13 protein-coding genes are annotated in these 16,340 nt (G+C 70.9%); 5 read left to right on the top strand and 8 right to left on the bottom strand.

Features of this window, described 5'->3' with window-relative positions; genetic code table 11:
* Positions 1 to 19 precede the first annotated feature (19 nt).
* Positions 20 to 1,261 carry a diaminopimelate decarboxylase family protein gene (locus tag ACQPZ4_RS15590; protein ID WP_433060934.1) on the bottom strand — a complete coding sequence of 414 codons (1,242 nt, stop codon included), beginning with the start codon at positions 1,259 to 1,261 and terminating at the stop codon, positions 20 to 22.
* 143 nt (positions 1,262 to 1,404) lie between these two features.
* On the opposite strand from ACQPZ4_RS15590, the gene ACQPZ4_RS15585 reads away from it, so the two are divergent.
* Entirely contained in the window at positions 1,405 to 1,839 is a 435-nt protein-coding gene (locus ACQPZ4_RS15585) for a hypothetical protein (RefSeq protein ID WP_433060932.1), read from the top strand.
* Between the two features lie 3 nt (positions 1,840 to 1,842).
* On the opposite strand, the gene ACQPZ4_RS15580 is transcribed toward ACQPZ4_RS15585, so the two are convergent.
* A complete protein-coding gene (locus ACQPZ4_RS15580; protein ID WP_433060929.1) occupies positions 1,843 to 3,231 on the bottom strand; it encodes a serine hydrolase domain-containing protein in 1,389 nt (462 codons plus the stop codon).
* Between the two features lie 212 nt (positions 3,232 to 3,443).
* Between ACQPZ4_RS15580 and ACQPZ4_RS15575 the strand changes: the two genes are divergently transcribed.
* Both ACQPZ4_RS15575 and ACQPZ4_RS15570 read left to right on the top strand, forming a co-directional pair.
* Positions 3,444 to 4,472: a sensor histidine kinase gene (locus ACQPZ4_RS15575; RefSeq protein WP_433060927.1), complete on the top strand. Its 1,029-nt coding sequence runs from the start codon at positions 3,444 to 3,446 to the stop codon at positions 4,470 to 4,472.
* On the top strand, positions 4,469 to 5,161 hold the full coding sequence (locus tag ACQPZ4_RS15570; RefSeq protein ID WP_433060924.1) for a response regulator: 693 nt from the start codon (positions 4,469 to 4,471) through the stop codon (positions 5,159 to 5,161). Before ACQPZ4_RS15575 ends, ACQPZ4_RS15570 begins: the two co-directional genes overlap by 4 nt.
* On the opposite strand, the gene ACQPZ4_RS15565 is transcribed toward ACQPZ4_RS15570, so the two are convergent.
* The 5 genes from ACQPZ4_RS15565 to kdpF are packed head-to-tail and all read right to left on the bottom strand — an operon-like array spanning position 5,142 to position 12,090.
* On the bottom strand, positions 5,142 to 7,631 hold the full coding sequence (locus ACQPZ4_RS15565; protein WP_433060921.1) for an ATP-binding protein: 2,490 nt from the start codon (positions 7,629 to 7,631) through the stop codon (positions 5,142 to 5,144). The genes ACQPZ4_RS15570 and ACQPZ4_RS15565 overlap by 20 nt on opposite strands.
* Before the next feature lies 1 nt (position 7,632).
* Positions 7,633 to 8,373: a potassium-transporting ATPase subunit C gene (locus tag ACQPZ4_RS15560; protein WP_433060918.1), complete on the bottom strand. Its 741-nt coding sequence runs from the start codon at positions 8,371 to 8,373 to the stop codon at positions 7,633 to 7,635.
* A complete protein-coding gene (kdpB, locus tag ACQPZ4_RS15555; protein ID WP_433060915.1) occupies positions 8,373 to 10,355 on the bottom strand; it encodes a potassium-transporting ATPase subunit KdpB in 1,983 nt (660 codons plus the stop codon). The genes ACQPZ4_RS15560 and kdpB overlap by 1 nt, the downstream gene beginning before the upstream one ends.
* The gene (gene kdpA / locus ACQPZ4_RS15550) at positions 10,352 to 12,001 is read right to left on the bottom strand and encodes a potassium-transporting ATPase subunit KdpA (protein ID WP_433060913.1); all 1,650 of its coding nucleotides are present in this window, start codon (positions 11,999 to 12,001) and stop codon (positions 10,352 to 10,354) included. Before kdpA ends, kdpB begins: the two co-directional genes overlap by 4 nt.
* Complete coding sequence (gene kdpF, locus ACQPZ4_RS15545; protein ID WP_433060910.1) at positions 12,001 to 12,090, bottom strand: K(+)-transporting ATPase subunit F; 90 nt, start codon at positions 12,088 to 12,090, stop codon at positions 12,001 to 12,003. Before kdpF ends, kdpA begins: the two co-directional genes overlap by 1 nt.
* 260 nt (positions 12,091 to 12,350) lie before the next feature.
* Here kdpF and ACQPZ4_RS15540 point away from each other — a divergent pair, with 260 nt between their 5' ends.
* A complete protein-coding gene (locus tag ACQPZ4_RS15540; protein WP_433060908.1) occupies positions 12,351 to 13,523 on the top strand; it encodes a DUF6585 family protein in 1,173 nt (390 codons plus the stop codon).
* A gap of 87 nt (positions 13,524 to 13,610) precedes the next feature.
* On the opposite strand, the gene ACQPZ4_RS15535 is transcribed toward ACQPZ4_RS15540, so the two are convergent.
* Positions 13,611 to 14,393 carry an SDR family oxidoreductase gene (locus tag ACQPZ4_RS15535; RefSeq protein ID WP_433060905.1) on the bottom strand — a complete coding sequence of 261 codons (783 nt, stop codon included), beginning with the start codon at positions 14,391 to 14,393 and terminating at the stop codon, positions 13,611 to 13,613.
* Between the two features lie 278 nt (positions 14,394 to 14,671).
* Here ACQPZ4_RS15535 and ACQPZ4_RS15530 point away from each other — a divergent pair, with 278 nt between their 5' ends.
* Positions 14,672 to 16,285 carry a hypothetical protein gene (locus tag ACQPZ4_RS15530; protein ID WP_433060902.1) on the top strand — a complete coding sequence of 538 codons (1,614 nt, stop codon included), beginning with the start codon at positions 14,672 to 14,674 and terminating at the stop codon, positions 16,283 to 16,285.
* Positions 16,286 to 16,340 lie beyond the last annotated feature (55 nt).

Genomic DNA, 16,340 nt, shown 5'->3' with positions numbered 1-16,340 from the left:
TCCACCACCGCGCGGGGTCTCAGCGGCCGCAGTCGCGGGAGAGCAGGTCGTGCTGCGTTTCGCGGCGGATCAGCAGGCGCGCCCGGCCACCGGCGACGGCGAGCAGCGGCGGCCGCGGGACCAGGTGGTAGTTCGAGGCGCGCGCATGGTGATAGGCACCGGTGGCCGAGATGGCCAGGAGATCGCCCGGATGCACGTCCGCCGGAAGATCCGCCGCGGGGACCACCACGTCCGCCGGGTCGTTGTGCCGGCCCAGCACCGTGGCCGGGACGACCGGCGCGACCGATCTGCGCGCAATGAGCATGGCGCGGTGTCGATCCGCGCACTCCACGGCCGGGCAATCGGTCAGGCCGCCGTCCGTGGTCACCGTCAGGTGGCCGTCCGGGCTGGTCGTCACGGTCAGCACGCGGTACAGGGTGACACCGGCCCGCCCCACGACCGCGCGGCCCGGCGACACCGTCAGGCGCGGGATCGGCACGTCGTGCTGCGCGAATGCGCAGCGAAGCGTTGTTCGCATGCGATCGGCGAACGCATCCAGCGCGAAGTCGTGATCGCTGTGCCCGCCGCCGAGGTTGAGCTGTTCGACCGCGACACCGCGCAGCCGGCCGCAGAGGTCGGCGAGCCGGCGGATCTCCTGCTCGTACCGGCGGAAGTGGCCGATGTCGTGCCCGATCGAGCAGTCGAGGCCGGCGAACCGCAGGCCCGGCTGGCCGGCGAGGCGGCTGACGGCGGCGGCGAGTTCGCCGGTGCCGGCCGCGAGACCGGCGGTACCGTCGCCGCCGACGCGCAACAACACGCGCTGTCCGCGCGGGGCGGTCGCCGCGAGACGCGTGATGTCGCTCATCGACTCGGCGACGATCGTGCCCACTCGCGCACCGTACGCGGTGTTCAGGTCCTCGGGCGTCTTCGCGCTGCCGTAGAGCACGATCCGCGCCGGGTTCGTCCCGCCCGCGAGCGCCACCCGGATCTCGCCGGCCGACCCCGCATACAGGCCGAGCCCTTCGGCCGCGATCCAGTTCGCGACGCCCGCGGTCAGCAGAGCCTTCCCGGTGTACGCCACGTTCCCCGCACCAAACGCCGCCAGATACGCGCGGCACCGATCACGGACGGCGGCCTCGTCGAGCACGTACAGCGGCGTCCCGTACGTCTCGGCCACCTCCGCCAGGCCGACGTCACCAACGCGCAGATCGGCGGACATCCACCGCGCGGACGGCGGCCATACGCCCGATTCGAGCCGGGTGGGAAGCGACTGAAGCGTCATGCCTCGACGCTCGCACCGCGCAGGGCCGCCGCCAAGGGATCCATACGACTTCCATACGCCGAAATCGTTGCGGCATAAGGGATGCATATGAATTCCGTCAAGGGGCGGCGCCTTTTCGACGGTACCGTGGCAGCGTTGTGCTTGTGAGCAGCACCTCGGTGACTCTTGATCCCGCCGCCGCCTGGCTGATCGACCGCCTGGCCGCGACCACGTCCCCCTGGATCGTCCTCGACGGCGGCCCCGCGCCGGCCGGTTCCCTGCACCTGACCGTCACCCCCGCCGGCCCGGCCCGCGACCGCCCGCTGGTGGTGCGCGGCGACACAACGGCCGGCGTGCCGACGTTGCGTGTGTGCGCACCCGATCTGGTCCCAGCGGTCGCCGCCGTCCTGCTGACCATTCGCGACCGAACGAGCACCGTCCCCCGGCTGTCCTGCGCATGGCCCGAACGCCGCCGCCTGAACGAGGTGATCGCGCTGGTGGATCCGGGCGTGTTCTCGATCCCGCGACTGCGCACGCTGCTCCGCCGCGCGGAACCGGTCGTAATTCGCCGCCCGATCGTGTGCGCAAGCCTGGCCTAGAACTCAGATGGCGTCGGCCAGGACGTTGGCGACCGCCACGCGGGTCGGGTCCGGGTTGGCCCAGCTCCAGTTCGGGTGCGCCCGGTTGGTCAGCAGGACCAGCACCAGCTTGCGGCGCGGCTCGACGACGATCTCGCAGCCGGTGAAGCCGGTGTGGCCGTACGCGCCCGAACCGGCCAGCCGGCCCATGAACCAGGACTGATCGAGTTCCAGGCCGATCCCGTGCGTGGATGAGCGGTTCGGACGGTCCACATCGGTGGCGGGCAGGCCGGCGTTCTTGTTCGTGAGCATGTTGCGCACGGTCGCTTCGGACAGGATGCGCTTGCCGTTGTACTGGCCGCCGCCGAGCAGCATCAGGCCCAGCACCGACAGGTCGGCCGCGGTGGTGAAGATGCCCGCCGAACCGGCCACGCCGCCCAGGACGTTGCAGATGTCGTCATGCACAGTTCCGCGCAGCAGACCGCGCGACGAACGCGCGTCCGTGGCCACCAGGCGATTGGCCTTGTCCGCGGCGGACAGCCAGCCGAGCGGCTTGAAGCCGGTGTCGCGCAGCCCCAGCGGGCCGGTGAGCTCGTTCTTGACCTGCTGGTCGAGCGGCTTGCCGGTGAGCTTCTCCAGGATCTGCTGGGTGAGCAGCAGGCCGAGGCTCGTGTACCGGAACAGCGTGTTGGGCGCGACGCCGTCGGCGAGCGGGGTCGAGATGATGTACGCCCACTTCGCGGCCAGGTCCGGCTTCTTCGACGTCTCCGGGATCGACGGTCCGACGGGCAGCCCGCTGGTGTGCGTGAGCAGCATCTGCACGGTGACGGCCGCCTTGCCGGGCCCGTCGAACTCGGGCAGGTACTGCGCGACGGGCGCGGACAGGTCGAGCTTGCCCCGATCGACCTGCTGCGCGGCGAGGATCGTGGTGTACACCTTGGTCACGGACGCCACGTCGAAGATCGAGTCCGGGCGCATCGCCACCCGGGACTTGGCCGGCAGCTCGACCGGCCCGGCGCCCCAGTGCAGCGCCTCGCCCACCGCCGCGTGCGTGGTCACCTTGCCGCCGACGTTGACCAGCACGACCGCGCCGGCATACCCCGGGTGCTTCGGGTTGTCCGCGGTCGGCACCAGATAGCGCTTGAGCGTGTCGACAAGCTTGCCGCTGTACGGCGCGGACAGGATCTGGCCCGGCCCGCTCGCGCTCGCCGAACCGGACGCCGACAGCCCGGCGACCCCGTCCGCGGCGGCGGGTTCGGCCGCGACCACGTCCTCGGCGCCCGAGGCGGACGGTGCGGCGGACCCGCCCGGCGCGGGATCGCCGGAGGGGCCACACCCGGCGAGAGCAGCGACAGAGGACGCAAACCCGGCACCGAGCGCGGCGCGCCGGCCTAACCGGCGATCAGACAGCACGAGCGGGATTCTTGCACTTGCACGCTGCGCCGTCCTACCCGCCGAACAGCCAATGCGCCGCCACGCAAACCCACGAACCCGATCATCCGGTACGCGAACAGCCGAAACGATCCGCGCAAGCCCGCCCACCGCGTGCACAAACGCGCATTTCACACCTGGCCGTTTGCCAAGCTGGGCGCGGCGGCACGAATGCGCACTGGGAAGATGGACAGGTGAGCAGCGAACACACCCGGGGCGCCGTGGTCGCGGTGGCCGGGCTGGCCGCGGCGACCGCCGTCCTCGAGCCGCTGCGCGGGCACCTGTCGCTCGCGTCGGTCACGCTGCTGTACCTGGTCCCGGTGGCCGGCACCGCGGTGGCGGGCGGGCTGTGGACCGCGCTCGCCGCGGCCGTCGCCGCCGATCTGCTGCTCAACTTCTTCTTCGTGCCGCCGCTGCACACGTTGAGCGTGGCGAGCTTCGACAACGTGCTCGCGCTGGTCGTGTACGTCGTGGTGGCGGCGTCGGTCGCGGTCGCCATGGACGTGGCCGAACGCCGCCGGGCCGCGATCCGCCAGACCCAGGAGCTGGCCGAGGTCGACCGGTTGCGCACCGCACTGCTCGACGCGGTCAGCCACGACCTGCGCACGCCGCTCGCCGGGATCAAGGCCGCCACGTCCAGCCTGCGCAGCCCCGACCTGGACTTCTCCGCCGAGGACCGGGCCGAGCTGCTGGCCACCGTCGAGCACGCCACCGACCGGATGACGGCGCTGGTGGAGAACCTGCTCTCGCTGAGCCGGCTGCGCGCGGGGGTGCTGTCGGCCACCCCGGAACCGACGGCCCTCGATGCGGTGGCCGCCGAAGTGGTACTGCACCTGCCCGATCCCGAGCACGCGCGCGATCGGGTGGCGGTGGAGGTACCGGATGATCTGCCGCTGGCGATGGCCGATCCTGGCCTGTTGACCACGGTGCTGGCCAATCTCGTGCAGAACTCGCTCAAGGTCGCACGGCAAGTGCGCATCACCGGCGCGGCGGACGGGTCGCGGGTGCGGCTGGTCGTGTCCGACGACGGACCGGGCGTGCCGGCGGCCGAGCGGGACGCGCTGTTCGAGCCCTTCCAGCGGCTCGGCGACCGCGGCGGGGCCGGGCTGGGGCTCGGCCTGGCGATCGTGCGCGGTTTCACGGAGGCGATGGCCGGTTCCGTCACCCCTTCCGAAACCCCTGGTGGAGGCCTGACGATGACGGTGGAGTTGCCGCGCGCATGAGCAAGGTCCTGATCATCGACGACGACGAGCCGCTGCTGCGCGCACTGCGGCTGAACTTCGCCGCGCGCGGGTACCAGGTGCAGACGGCCGGTTCGGGTGCCGCCGGGCTGGCCGCCGCCGCGCATCACCCGCCGGATCTGGTGATCGTCGACCTCGGCCTGCCCGATCTCGACGGGCTGGATGTGGTGGCGGGCATCAGGGGGTACAGCGGCGTGCCCATCATCGTCCTTTCCGCGCGCCACAGCGGACCCACGAAGGTGCAGGCCCTGGACGCGGGCGCCGACGACTATGTGACCAAACCGTTCGGCATGGACGAACTGCTCGCGCGCATGCGCGCGGCGCTGCGCAGGGCCGCCCCCGCCCCGTCGGCGCCCGTGATCGCGACCCCGGCGTTCACCCTCGACCTGTCGACCAAGCAGGCCACCGGCCCGGACGGCGCGCTCATCCGGCTCACCCCGACCGAGTGGCACCTGGTCGAGGTGCTGGCCCGGCACGAGGGCAAACTGGTCGAGCACAAACGGCTGCTGCGCGAGGTGTGGGGCCCGCAGTACGAGACGGAGACGAACTATCTGCGTGTGCACTTCGCCAACCTGCGCCGCAAGCTCGAACCCGACCCATCACGGCCGCGGTACTTCGTGACCGAACCCGGCATCGGCTACCGCCTGGAGGTCACGCCCGCGGGAGGGTGAGCGTCATCGTCAGCCCGCCGCCCGGGGTCGGTTCCGGGGTGAGCGTTCCGCCCATCGCCTCGGCCAGCCCGCGCGACAACGCCAGCCCGAGCCCGACCCCGGTCGAGTTGTCGCGGTCGCCCAGGCGCTGGAACGGCTGGAAGACCCGGTCGTGATCCTCCGCCGGCAGCCCCGGCCCGTGGTCGACGACCCGGATCTCGACCCGCTCGGCATGCGCGCTCGCGCCGAGCGCCGGTGGGCGGTCGGGCGGGCTGTACCGCAGCGCGTTCGCGAGCAGATTCACGAGAATGCGCTCAAGAAGGGCCGGATCCGCGCGCACGGGCGGCAGCTCCGGCGGCACGTTGATCGGCACGGCCGCGTCGAGGTCGTCGGCGGCGCGGGGCAGCGCGTCGGCGAGGTCGATCGGCTCCAGGGCCAGGGCCAGCGCGCCCGCCTGCAGGCGGGACATGTCGAGCAGGTTCTCCACCAGCCGGGTCAGCTTGTCCAGCGACTCCTCGGCCGTGGCGAGCAGTTCCGCCTGGTCCTCGTCGGAGAAGTGCACATCGGGACTGCGCAGGCTGCCGACCGCGGCCTTGGCCGAGGCGAGCGGGGTGCGCAGGTCGTGGCTCACCGCGGACAGCAGCGCGGTGCGCAACTGGTCGACCTCGGCCAGCGTGCCGGCCGCGGCCGCCTGTTCGCTCAGCCGGCGCTGGCGCAACGCGATCGCGGCGTGCGCGGCGAACGCCTCGACGAGCCGGCGGGTCTCCGCGGGCAGGGCGTGACCGCGCAGGACCAGCGCGACGTTCTCCTCGATCGGCACCTCGGTCTCGCCCTCGGCGGGCGACATGCACGGTGCGTCGCCGCCGACGGACGCGGCCACCCGCCACGGTGCGGGTTCGGCGTCGCGTTCGAGCAACGTCACGCACGTCAGACCGAACGATTCGCGCACGCGTTCGAGCAGCGCCTCGAGCGGGTTGTCGCCGTGCAGGACGCTCCCGGCGAGCGTGGACAGGGTCTGCGCCTCGGCCGAGGCCCGGGCGGCGTCGCGGGCCCGGCGCGCGGCACCGTCGACGACGGTGGCCACCGCGACGGAAACGAACACGAACGCGATGAGCGCGAACACGTTTTCCCGCTCGGCGATGGTGAACCGGTTGACGGGCGGCGTGAAGAACCAGTTGAGCAGCAGAAACCCGCCGACGGCGCAGAACAGCGCGGGCAGCAGGCCGCCGACGAGGGCGGCGGCGACGGCGAGCACGAGGTACGCGAGGATCTCGCTCGGCAGCACCATGTCCTCGCGGAACTGGGACAGCACGAAGGTCAGCAGTGGCAGCCCGGCCGCGGCGAGGAGCAGCCCGCCGAGGCGGCGGCGCAGGCCCAGGCCGCCCGCGCGGCGGGCGCGGAAGGCGAACCGGCGCGCCTCCTCGTGGGTGACCAGATGAACATCGATCGCCCCCGACTCGGCGGTGGTCGTCACGCCGACGCCCGGCGACAGGATCTGCGCGAGGCGGCCACGGCGGCTGGCGCCGAGCACCAGCTGGGTGGCGTTCACACCCCGCGCAAAATCGAGCAGCGCTTTGGGCACATCGGCGCCGAGCACCTGGTGGTACGTGCCGCCGAGCGACTCCACGAGCAGCCGCTGCCGCGTCAGGTTGGCCGGGTCCGCGCCCGCGAGACCGTCGCCGCGCACGATGTGGACGGCCAGGAGGTCGGCGGCCTTCGTGCGCGCGGCGACCCGGGCCGCGCGCCGGATGAGCGTGTCGCCCTCCGGGCCGCCGGTGAGCGCGACGACGACCCGCTCGCGGGTCTCCCACTTCTTGTCGATGCCGTGGTCCGCGCGGTACTGGTCGAGCTGGTCGTCGACCTTGTCCGCCAGCCACAGCAGCGCGAGTTCGCGCAGCGCGGTGAGGTTGCCGACGCGGAAGTAGTTGCCGAGCGCGGCGTCGATCTTCTCCGGCTTGTAGATGTTGCCGTGCGCCATGCGCCGGCGCAGCGCCTCGGGGGTCATGTCGACGAGCTCGATCTGCTCGGCGCGGCGCACGACGGCGTCCGGGACGGTCTCGCGCTGCGGTACGCCGGTGATGCCCTCGACCACGTCGTTGAGCGACTCCAGGTGCTGCACGTTGACCGTGGTGAGCACGTCGATGCCCGCGTCGAGCAGCCGTTCGATGTCCTGCCAGCGCTTGTCGTTCCCGCTGCCGGGAATGTTCGTGTGCGCGAGTTCGTCCACGAGCGCGACCTCGGGCCGGCGCGCGACGACGGCGTCGATGTCCATTTCGGTGAACGTCGAGCCGCGGTACGCCACGTCCTTGCGCGGCAGGACCTCCAGCCCGTCCAGCATCGCCGCGGTGGCGGGGCGCGCATGTGTCTCGACGAACCCGACGACGACGTCGGTGCCGCGTTCGAGGCGGCGCCGCCCCTCCTCGAGCATCTTGTACGTCTTGCCGACGCCGGGCGCCGCCCCCAGGTAGACGCGCAGCGTCCCGCGTCCCATGTCAGCGCCGATCCAGGGCGCGGTTGAGTTCGAGCACGTTCACGGCCGGCTCTCCCATGAAACCGAGCGTACGACCGTCCGTGTGCGCGTCGACGAACTTGCGCACTTGCGCATTGCTCATGTTGCGCGCTTCGGCCACCCGCGGGATCTGCAACGCGGCATACGCCGGGCTGATGTGCGGATCGAGCCCGCTGCCACTGGCGGTGACCGCGTCCGCCGGCACCACCGGGTTCGCGGGCGCGTCGCCGCGGATGGGGGTGATCACGCCACCGTCGACGTGCTCATTCGCGCATTCGACGGGCCTTCCCTGGTACTGGCGGATGAACGGCGTTTGCGGACAGCGCTCGTTGACGCTCACGGCGCGGTCGGGGTAGACGGCCAGCACGGCGCCCGTCCCACCGGCGGTGCAGTAGGGACGCGACCCGTCGACGTGTTCGAGCTCGCCGACGGCCTTGCTCCGCTCGCACACGGAGTTGAGCAGGTTGAGGTTCTCCGGGCCGAGGTTGCTCGCGCCGGTCGCCGTCGGGTCGTAGTCTCCGGCGGAGGGGCGCGACTGGAAGTACCGTGGCAGCGGTTTGCCCTGAGCGTCCATGAAGGACTGTCCAATGAGGTCGGACCGGTCCGGGAAGAGTTTCCCGGCGGCCACCATGACCAGCGGATAGGCGATGCCGAGCACGATGGTGAGGGCGAGCAGGGCGCGGAGGGCGGCCAGGTGTTGGGCGAGCCAGGCTGGGAGTCGCATCAGGAGATCCCCGGGATGTTCATGATGAGCAGGTCGATGAGTTTGATGCCGATGAACGGCACGATGATGCCGCCGGCGCCGTAGACGAGCAGGTTGCGGCGCAGCATCGCGGCGGCCGAGCCGGGCCGGTACCGGACCCCGCGCAGGGCGAGGGGGATCAGCGCGACGATGACCAGGGCGTTGAAGATGACCGCGGACAGGATCGCCGAGGTCGGCGAGTGCAGGTGCATGATGTTGAGCCGGTCCAGGCCGGGGTAGATCGCGGCGAACATGGCCGGGATGATCGCGAAGTACTTCGCGATGTCGTTGGCGATCGAGAACGTGGTCAGGGCGCCGCGGGTGATCAGCAACTGTTTGCCGATCTCGACGATCTCGATGAGTTTGGTCGGGTCGGAGTCGAGGTCGACCATGTTCCCGGCCTCTTTCGCGGCCGATGTCCCGGTGTTCATCGCCACCCCGACGTCGGCCTGGGCGAGGGCGGGGGCGTCGTTGGTGCCGTCGCCGGTCATCGCGACGAGCTTGCCGCCCTGCTGCTCCTGTTTGATCAGGGCCATCTTGTCCTCGGGGGTGGCCTCGGCCAGGAAGTCGTCGACCCCGGCCTCCTCCGCGATCGCCTTGGCCGTCAACGGGTTGTCGCCCGTGATCATCACGGTCCGGATGCCCATCCGGCGCATCTCGTCGAACCGTTCGCGCATGCCCTGCTTGACGACGTCCTTGAGATGGATGACGCCGAGCGTGCGGGCGTCCTCGCCGCCCGTGCGGGAGGCGACGACGAGGGGCGTGCCGCCGGACGAGGAGACGGCGTCGACGATGGCGCCGACCTCGGTCGTGGGGTGCCCGCCGTGCTCGCGCACCCACTTCATGACCGCCGTGGCGGCGCCCTTGCGCACTTCGCGGCCGTCGACGTTCACCCCGGACATGCGCGTCTGCGCGGTGAACGGCACCCATTGCGCGCCGGTGACGTCGCGCTCGCGCAGGCCGTGGTGCTCTTTCGCGTACACGACGATGGAACGGCCCTCGGGGGTCTCGTCGGCGAGCGAGGACAGCTGCGCGGCCTCGGCGAGCTCGTCGACGCTCACGCCGTCGACGGGCAGGAGGTTGCCCGCCTGCCGGTTGCCGAGCGTGATCGTGCCGGTCTTGTCGAGCAGCAGCGTGTTCACATCGCCGGCCGCTTCGACCGCGCGACCGGACATCGCGAGCACGTTGCGCTGCACGAGTCTGTCCATACCGGCGATCCCGATCGCCGAGAGCAGCGCACCGATCGTGGTCGGGATGAGGCACACGAGCAGCGCCACCAGCACGATCCCGGACACCGGGCCACCCGAGTAGATGGCCAGGGGCTGCAGCGTCACGACCGCGAGCATGAAGATGATGGTGAGCGAGGCGAGCAGGATGTTCAGCGCGATCTCGTTCGGCGTCTTCTGCCGGTTCGCGCCCTCGACCAGCCGGATCATCCGGTCGATGAACGACTCCCCCGGCTTCTGCGTGATGCGCACGACGATCCGGTCGGACAGCACCTTCGTGCCACCCGTGACGGCGCTTCGATCACCGCCCGATTCGCGAATGACCGGCGCCGACTCGCCGGTGATGGCCGACTCGTCCACGGACGCAATGCCCTCGATGACGTCGCCGTCGCCCGGGATGATCTGCCCGGCCTCGACCACGACGACGTCGCCCTGCTTGAGCTCGTTCGCCTGGACGGTGGTGCCGTCCCGCAGGTACGCGACGGTGTCCTGCTTGGCCTTGCGCAAGGTGTCGGCCTGGGCCTTGCCGCGCCCCTCGGCCACCGCCTCGGCGTAGTTCGCGAACAGCACGGTCAGCCACAGCCAGCCGGCGATGGCCCAGGCGAACACTCCGGGATGCGCGATCGCGAGCACCGTCGTGTACATGGAGCCGATTTCAACAATGAACATGACGGGGTTGCGCCACAGGGTCGTCGGGCTGAGCTTGCGCACCGCGGTGAGCAGGGAGGTCGTGTTCACTGGATGCCCTCCGCGAGCGGACCGAGCGCCACGGCCGGCAGGTAGGTGAGCAGCACGACGATGACGGCGACGGCCACCACCATGCCGACGAACAAGGGTTGGTACGTCCTGAGCGTCCCCGCGGACTCCGGTGTCGGCTGCTGCCGCGCGAGCGAGCCGGCCAGTCCGAGCACGAAGATGATCGGCAGGAACCGGCCGAGCAGCATGCACAATCCGAGCGCCGTGTTGTAGAACGTCGTGTTCACACTGATGCCCGCGAACGCCGAGCCGTTGTTGTTCGACGCCGACGTGAATGCGTACAGCACCTCGGACAGCCCGTGCGCGCCCGGATTCGCGATCGACGCGCGCGCGGTCGGCGAGCCCATCGCGATCGCCGTGCCGACGAGTACCAGCGCGGGGGTTGTGAGCAGATACAGCGACGCGAACTTGATCTCCCGCGCGCCGATCTTCTTGCCCAGATACTCCGGTGTGCGGCCGACCATGAGCCCCGCCACGAACACCGTGATGACCGCCAGAATCAGCATGCCGTACAGGCCGGATCCGGTACCGCCCGGAGCCACCTCGCCCAGCATCATGTTCAGCATCGTCACCATGCCGCCGAGCGCGGTGTACGAATCGTGGAACGAGTTCACGGCACCCGTCGAGGTGAGCGTCGTCGCCGCCGCGAAGGTGGCCGACTGCGCAACCCCGAAGCGCGTTTCGACGCCCTCGGTCGCCGCCCCGGCCGCCGTCGGCACCGTGCCGCCGTGGTGCAGCTGCAGGGCATTGAGCGCGATGGTGGAACCGATCGCCAGAATCGCCATGATGCCGGCGATCGCCAGGCCCTGGCGCTTGTCGCCGACCATCCGGCCGAACACGCGCGGCAGGCAGAACGGAATGAGCAGGATCAGCAGGATCTCGAACCAGTTCGTCCAGCCGGTCGGATTCTCGAACGGATGCGCGCTGTTGGCGTTGTAGAAGCCGCCGCCGTTCGTGCCCAGTTCCTTGATGACCTCCTGCGAGGCGACCGGCCCGCCGGTGATGTGCTGCGTCGCGCCGGCCAGAGTGGTGACGTCGTGGCCGGCGGACAGGTTCTGGATGACGCCGCCCGCCATGAGCACGAGCGCGCCGATCACGGCGACCGGCAGCAGGATGCGCACGCAGACGCGCACCAGGTCGACCCAGAAGTTGCCGAGCCCGTCCGTCTTCGAACGCGCGAATCCGCGCACGAGCGCGATCGCCACCGCGACCCCGACCGCCGCGGAGACGAAGTTCTGCACGGCCAGTCCGGACATCTGCACGAGGTGGCCCATTGTGGACTCACCGGAGTACGACTGCCAGTTCGTGTTCGTCACGAAACTCACGGCGGTGTTCCAGGCCTGGTCGGGCGCGACGGGGTCGAAGCCGAGACTGAGCCACAGGTGGTTCTGGACGCGCTGGAAGCCGTACAGGAGCAGGATCGAAACGGCCGAGAACGCGAGCACACTGCGCGCGTAGATGCCCCACGACTGCTCGCCGGCGGGATTGACGCCGATGGCGCGATACATGAGCGTTTCCGCGCGCAGGTGCCGGGCCGAGGTGATGGCGCGGAACATGTAGTCGCCGAACGGCCGGTACAGCACGACCAGCACCAGAATCAGCGAGGCGGCGAACAGCGACCCGGCCATCAGAACCGCTCCGGAAACAGCAGCGCCGCGACCAGGAACGCGGTCAGGGCGACGGCCAGGATGAGGCCGACGAGGTCCTCAGTGCTCACAGCCGTTCCACCGCCCGCACCGCCAGGCCGAGAATCGCGAACGCCGCGACCGTCAGCACCACGAAGACCACATCGGACATGGCTGTACCTCCCTCTCCCGCAAGTGAAGTTGCGAGGTGGTGCACTGCCCAGATGCGTTGACGCGATCCCTACGCGACCGCCCGTTTTCTTGATGCGTTCTTTACGCCCGAACGGACGATGGTGTTCGTCTCTGCGATCACTACGGTCATGCTGTCCAATTTCATCCCACGGGGGATCCCATGAATCCGCAGTACCGCGGCGCCGTCTTCAGCGCCGCCCTCAGCGTTGTCTTTCTCGGAATCGGCGGCTTCCTGGCCACCTCGACGGACGTCAGCTGCGGCGACGGCGGCGAGCAGATGCAGCCCGGCGACCAGTGCGTCACGATCGCGAAGGACGGCACCCGGTCCGTCCAGACCTACGACGAGGCGCTCTCCTCGCAGCGCACCGGCGGCGGGCTGACCGGCGGCGCGCTCGGCCTGGCGTTCGTCGGCCTGGCCGGATATCAGGTCATCGCCGGGCGGCGGCGCGACCGGGAGTCGGCCGCGGCCGCGCAGGCCACCCGCGAGCTGCTCGCGATCCCGTTGCCGCCCGAGGCGCAGGCACCCGCGGCGGCGCCACCGCCCACCGTGCCCACCGATGCCGTCCAGGCCGCGTACGGCGCGCAGCTCGGCGGGTACGTCCGCTCGATGCAGCCGGGCAAGCGCTCCGCGATGCTGGTCTACCTCGGCCTGCTCGCGCTCGTGGCCATCTTCCTGTTCGCGCTCGTCGCCGGTCAGGGCGGCGCGACGATGCTCGTGTTCGGTGTGATCGCGCTGGTGTGCGTCGGCATCTTCGCGGCGGTGCTCGTTCGCTCACCGCTGGTGTCGAAGAAGGCGCGGCTGCTCGGCTTCCACCTGTTCGCGCACGGATTCGTGCAGGCGACGGCGGCCGGCGTGCAGGCCTACCGGTGGGACCAGATCATCACGATCTACCAGTCGATCATCAGGCAGAAGGTGTACGGCGCGACGACCAACACGAACTACTCGTACATCCTGGAGTTCGCCGACGGCCGCTCGCTCCGGCTGAACAACTTCTCCGCGGACATGCGCGAACTCGGCCCCATCCTGCAGGACCAGGTGGCGCGGGTGCAGGTGCCGCGGGCCATGCGCTACCTGCACGCCGGGCGCGCGATTCCGTTCGGCGCGTACACCGTGAACGCCGGCGGCGTGGCCAACGGCGGCCGCAGCGCACCGTGGACCGACATCGCCGGCGTGAAGATCGAGAACGGCGGGCTGCGGCTGTGCCGGCCGGGCGGCAAGTCGATCCTGGGCGGGCGGAAGGTGCGGGACATTCCGAACTTCCTCACGTTCGTGACCCTGGTCGAGGCGCACGCCGGACGGCCGATGGCGGCGCCGTCACCCGCGAACGGCTAGCCCCTTTTCGCTGGTACACGCGCGGTTCGCGTGCACCAGTCCGTTCGCCGTGCACGCGTCCGGGGCGTTGTCGCGGCGGTTCGCGTTTCACACGTGGGCGGCCAGGTAGTCCTCCCAGGTGCGGCGGCCGACCGCGCGGTCCGGGGCCAGGTTCGCCCCGTCCCGGATCGCGCGATACGCACCGCCGCCCATGGGCATTCGCACGATCGGCCGCCGCTTGTTCGCGGCGCGCAGATATGAACGCACGAGTTCGTCGAAGCCGTACGCGCGCGGCCCGGCCAGGTCCGGCACCAGCCCGGCCGGCTCCCCGAGGGCCAGCTCACCCAGGCGGGCGGCGACCTCGGCCCCGTCGATCGGCTGGAACCGCACCCCGGCCGGGACCGGGACCACCGGCAGCTTGGCCATCTGCGCGATCGTGGCGAGGGTGAGCTCGTGGAACTGGCTCGCCCGCAGGATCGTCCACGGGATGCCGGACTCGGAAACGAGCACCTCGGCGGCTCGTTTGGCCCCGAAGTACCCGAACGCCGACCGGTCGAGCGCACTGCGCACCGGCACGCGTTCCGCGCCGACGACAGAGATGAACACCACGTGCTTCACCCCGGCGCGTGCCGCCTCCCGCAGCAGGTTCGCGGCCTTGACGTCGTCGCCCTTGGCCGAGCCGGCGCAGTGCACGATTGTGGCCGTACCGTCGACGGCTTCGGCAACGTGCTCGTTTGCGGCCAGGTCGCCGAGCGCGTATTCGACGCCCGGCTCCGGTTCGGCGGGCCGCTGCCGGGTCAGGATCCGGATCGGACGGCCCGCTTCGCGCAGGTGGGGCAGGAGGAGGCGGCCGAGGGTCCCGGTGCCGCCGGTGACCAGAATCGTTGTCATACCACCCCGACCCGCGGGGGGACGCGAATGTGACTAGCGCGCGTTGAAAACCCGCAACGTCCACGCGTCGAACTTGCGCCACGCGTCGCGCACGAGCTGGCGAGCGGCGGCGGGCTGGACGGGAGGCAGCGGAAGCATGGGCATCTCCTTCGTATTTCCGATGGCTTCTGGATCGATCCAGAACGTCCACCACCCACGGTAGATGACGCTCCGTGATCGTTTCCACCGCTTGTGGTGTGGGCCGCGCCACGCGCGCACCTTCGCTAAGGTCTCGCTGCGTGGCGTTGCGACGCGCGTATGAGGACCTGGCGTACCGGCCCGAGTTCGGCACCCTCGTGGTCCGCGACGCCGGCCCGTGGGCGGAGGCCCGGCCCCGCCCCGGCATGCTGCTCGGCGCCGGGTCGATGAACCTGCAGCCGTCCGGAACGTTCGCGCGGGCCGGCGACGGCTGGCTCGAGGCTCGGGCGTACGGCGATCGCTTCGAGGTGCGGCTCGAGGCGCACGACGGGCCCCCGCCGCCCGAGGACCCCGGCTTGCACTCCGGCGCCGGCTGGACGGACGTCCTCGAGACCCCGATGATCTCCGGCGGCCGGGTCGGCCTGAGCACCATGACCGGCGGCCCGGGCTCCGACGCCTTGCCACTCGGCGCCGGCCCCGCGCTGTACCGGGTGCGCGTCTGTGTCCGTTCGCACACGTTCGTGCTGCGCTTCTGGCCGGTCGACGGGCCCGTCGACCCACCGCGTCGCCTGGCCCGCGCGGCAACATCGCCATCGCCCGGCCCGGAGGAGGTGTCCGACGTCGTCATGCTGCTGCTATGGTCCCACGCGGCCGGCCGCCCGCTGACCCTGGACGACGTGGCCGAACGAACACTGCAAACCCCGGCCGACGTGCGCGCAACGCTCGAACGCGCCATCACGCGCGAGCGAGCGCTCGCCTCGTTCGACCCGCTCGTTTTCCTGGACGCGGACGGCAAGCGACGCCAAGCGCACACAATCGCGCACTCTCCACTCCCGACACCGCCACCGGACGACGGCCCCGAGGCACCCCCACGCGCGGGTGTGGTCGTCGGCGAGTCGGTACATGCGCGAACCGCCGGCAAGTGGACAGTCATCGGACACTGGCCCGGCCAGTACCCGCGCACCGCACTGCAAACCCGCTACGGAACTGTCCTCACCGCGGCCGGCGGCGTGGCCCTGACCGCCCCCGACGGCCGCCTCGACCTGCTCAGCCCCAGCGCGGGCACCGACTGCCACGTGGACGCGACCGGCACCCTGCTCGCCCTGTCCGAAACGCGCAGCGAGCGCCACGCCCAGGTTCGCCTGATCAACCTGTCCACCGGCACCGACGACACCATGCCATGGCCCAAGGACCAGGTGCTGCAGGTAGTAGGCCTGCACAACGGCGCCGTGTACGCCAACACCGACCAGGGCACCGTCGCCTGGCGCCCCGGCACCGCCCCCGAGCCGATCGGCGGCCGCCTGCGCAGCCTGGACCCGATCAGCGGCACCGGCCTGGAACAGGGCAGCCGCCTCTGGCGCCCCACGACGGGCTGGACGCACATGGCCATGACGGAACGAACAACCCGCTTGGTCCCCGGCGGCCGCTCACTCGAGCACTGGCAAGGACAACCGCCGCAGTTGTACCTCTATGAGCCACCGGAATCCGGCCCGTCCCCAGCGCGCGTGGTGCCGCTGCCCGGCGCGGACCGCCGGTTCCGGGGCCCGGACCCCTACCACCCGTCCGGCCGAGTCTGGGAGTCCCCGGACCGCGTGCTCCTGCTCGGCCGAAGCGGCGGCCTGTACCGCTTCCTCCTCTCAACCGGCCAGGTCTTCCGCCCAGCGCTGCCCGAACGCACCACGGCCTCCGCGATCGTCAGTCCACTGTGGACGTGAGCGAAATGTCGGGCGCTTCGCTTGCCCGACATTTCGGACATATACCCCGACGGGG

The organism is Dactylosporangium sp. CS-033363, from assembly GCF_050942475.1.
Taxonomy (GTDB): Bacteria; Actinomycetota; Actinomycetes; order Mycobacteriales; family Micromonosporaceae; genus Dactylosporangium.
Note: the sequence above shows the minus strand (reverse complement) of the source record. Positions and strands in the feature narration are given on the sequence as shown.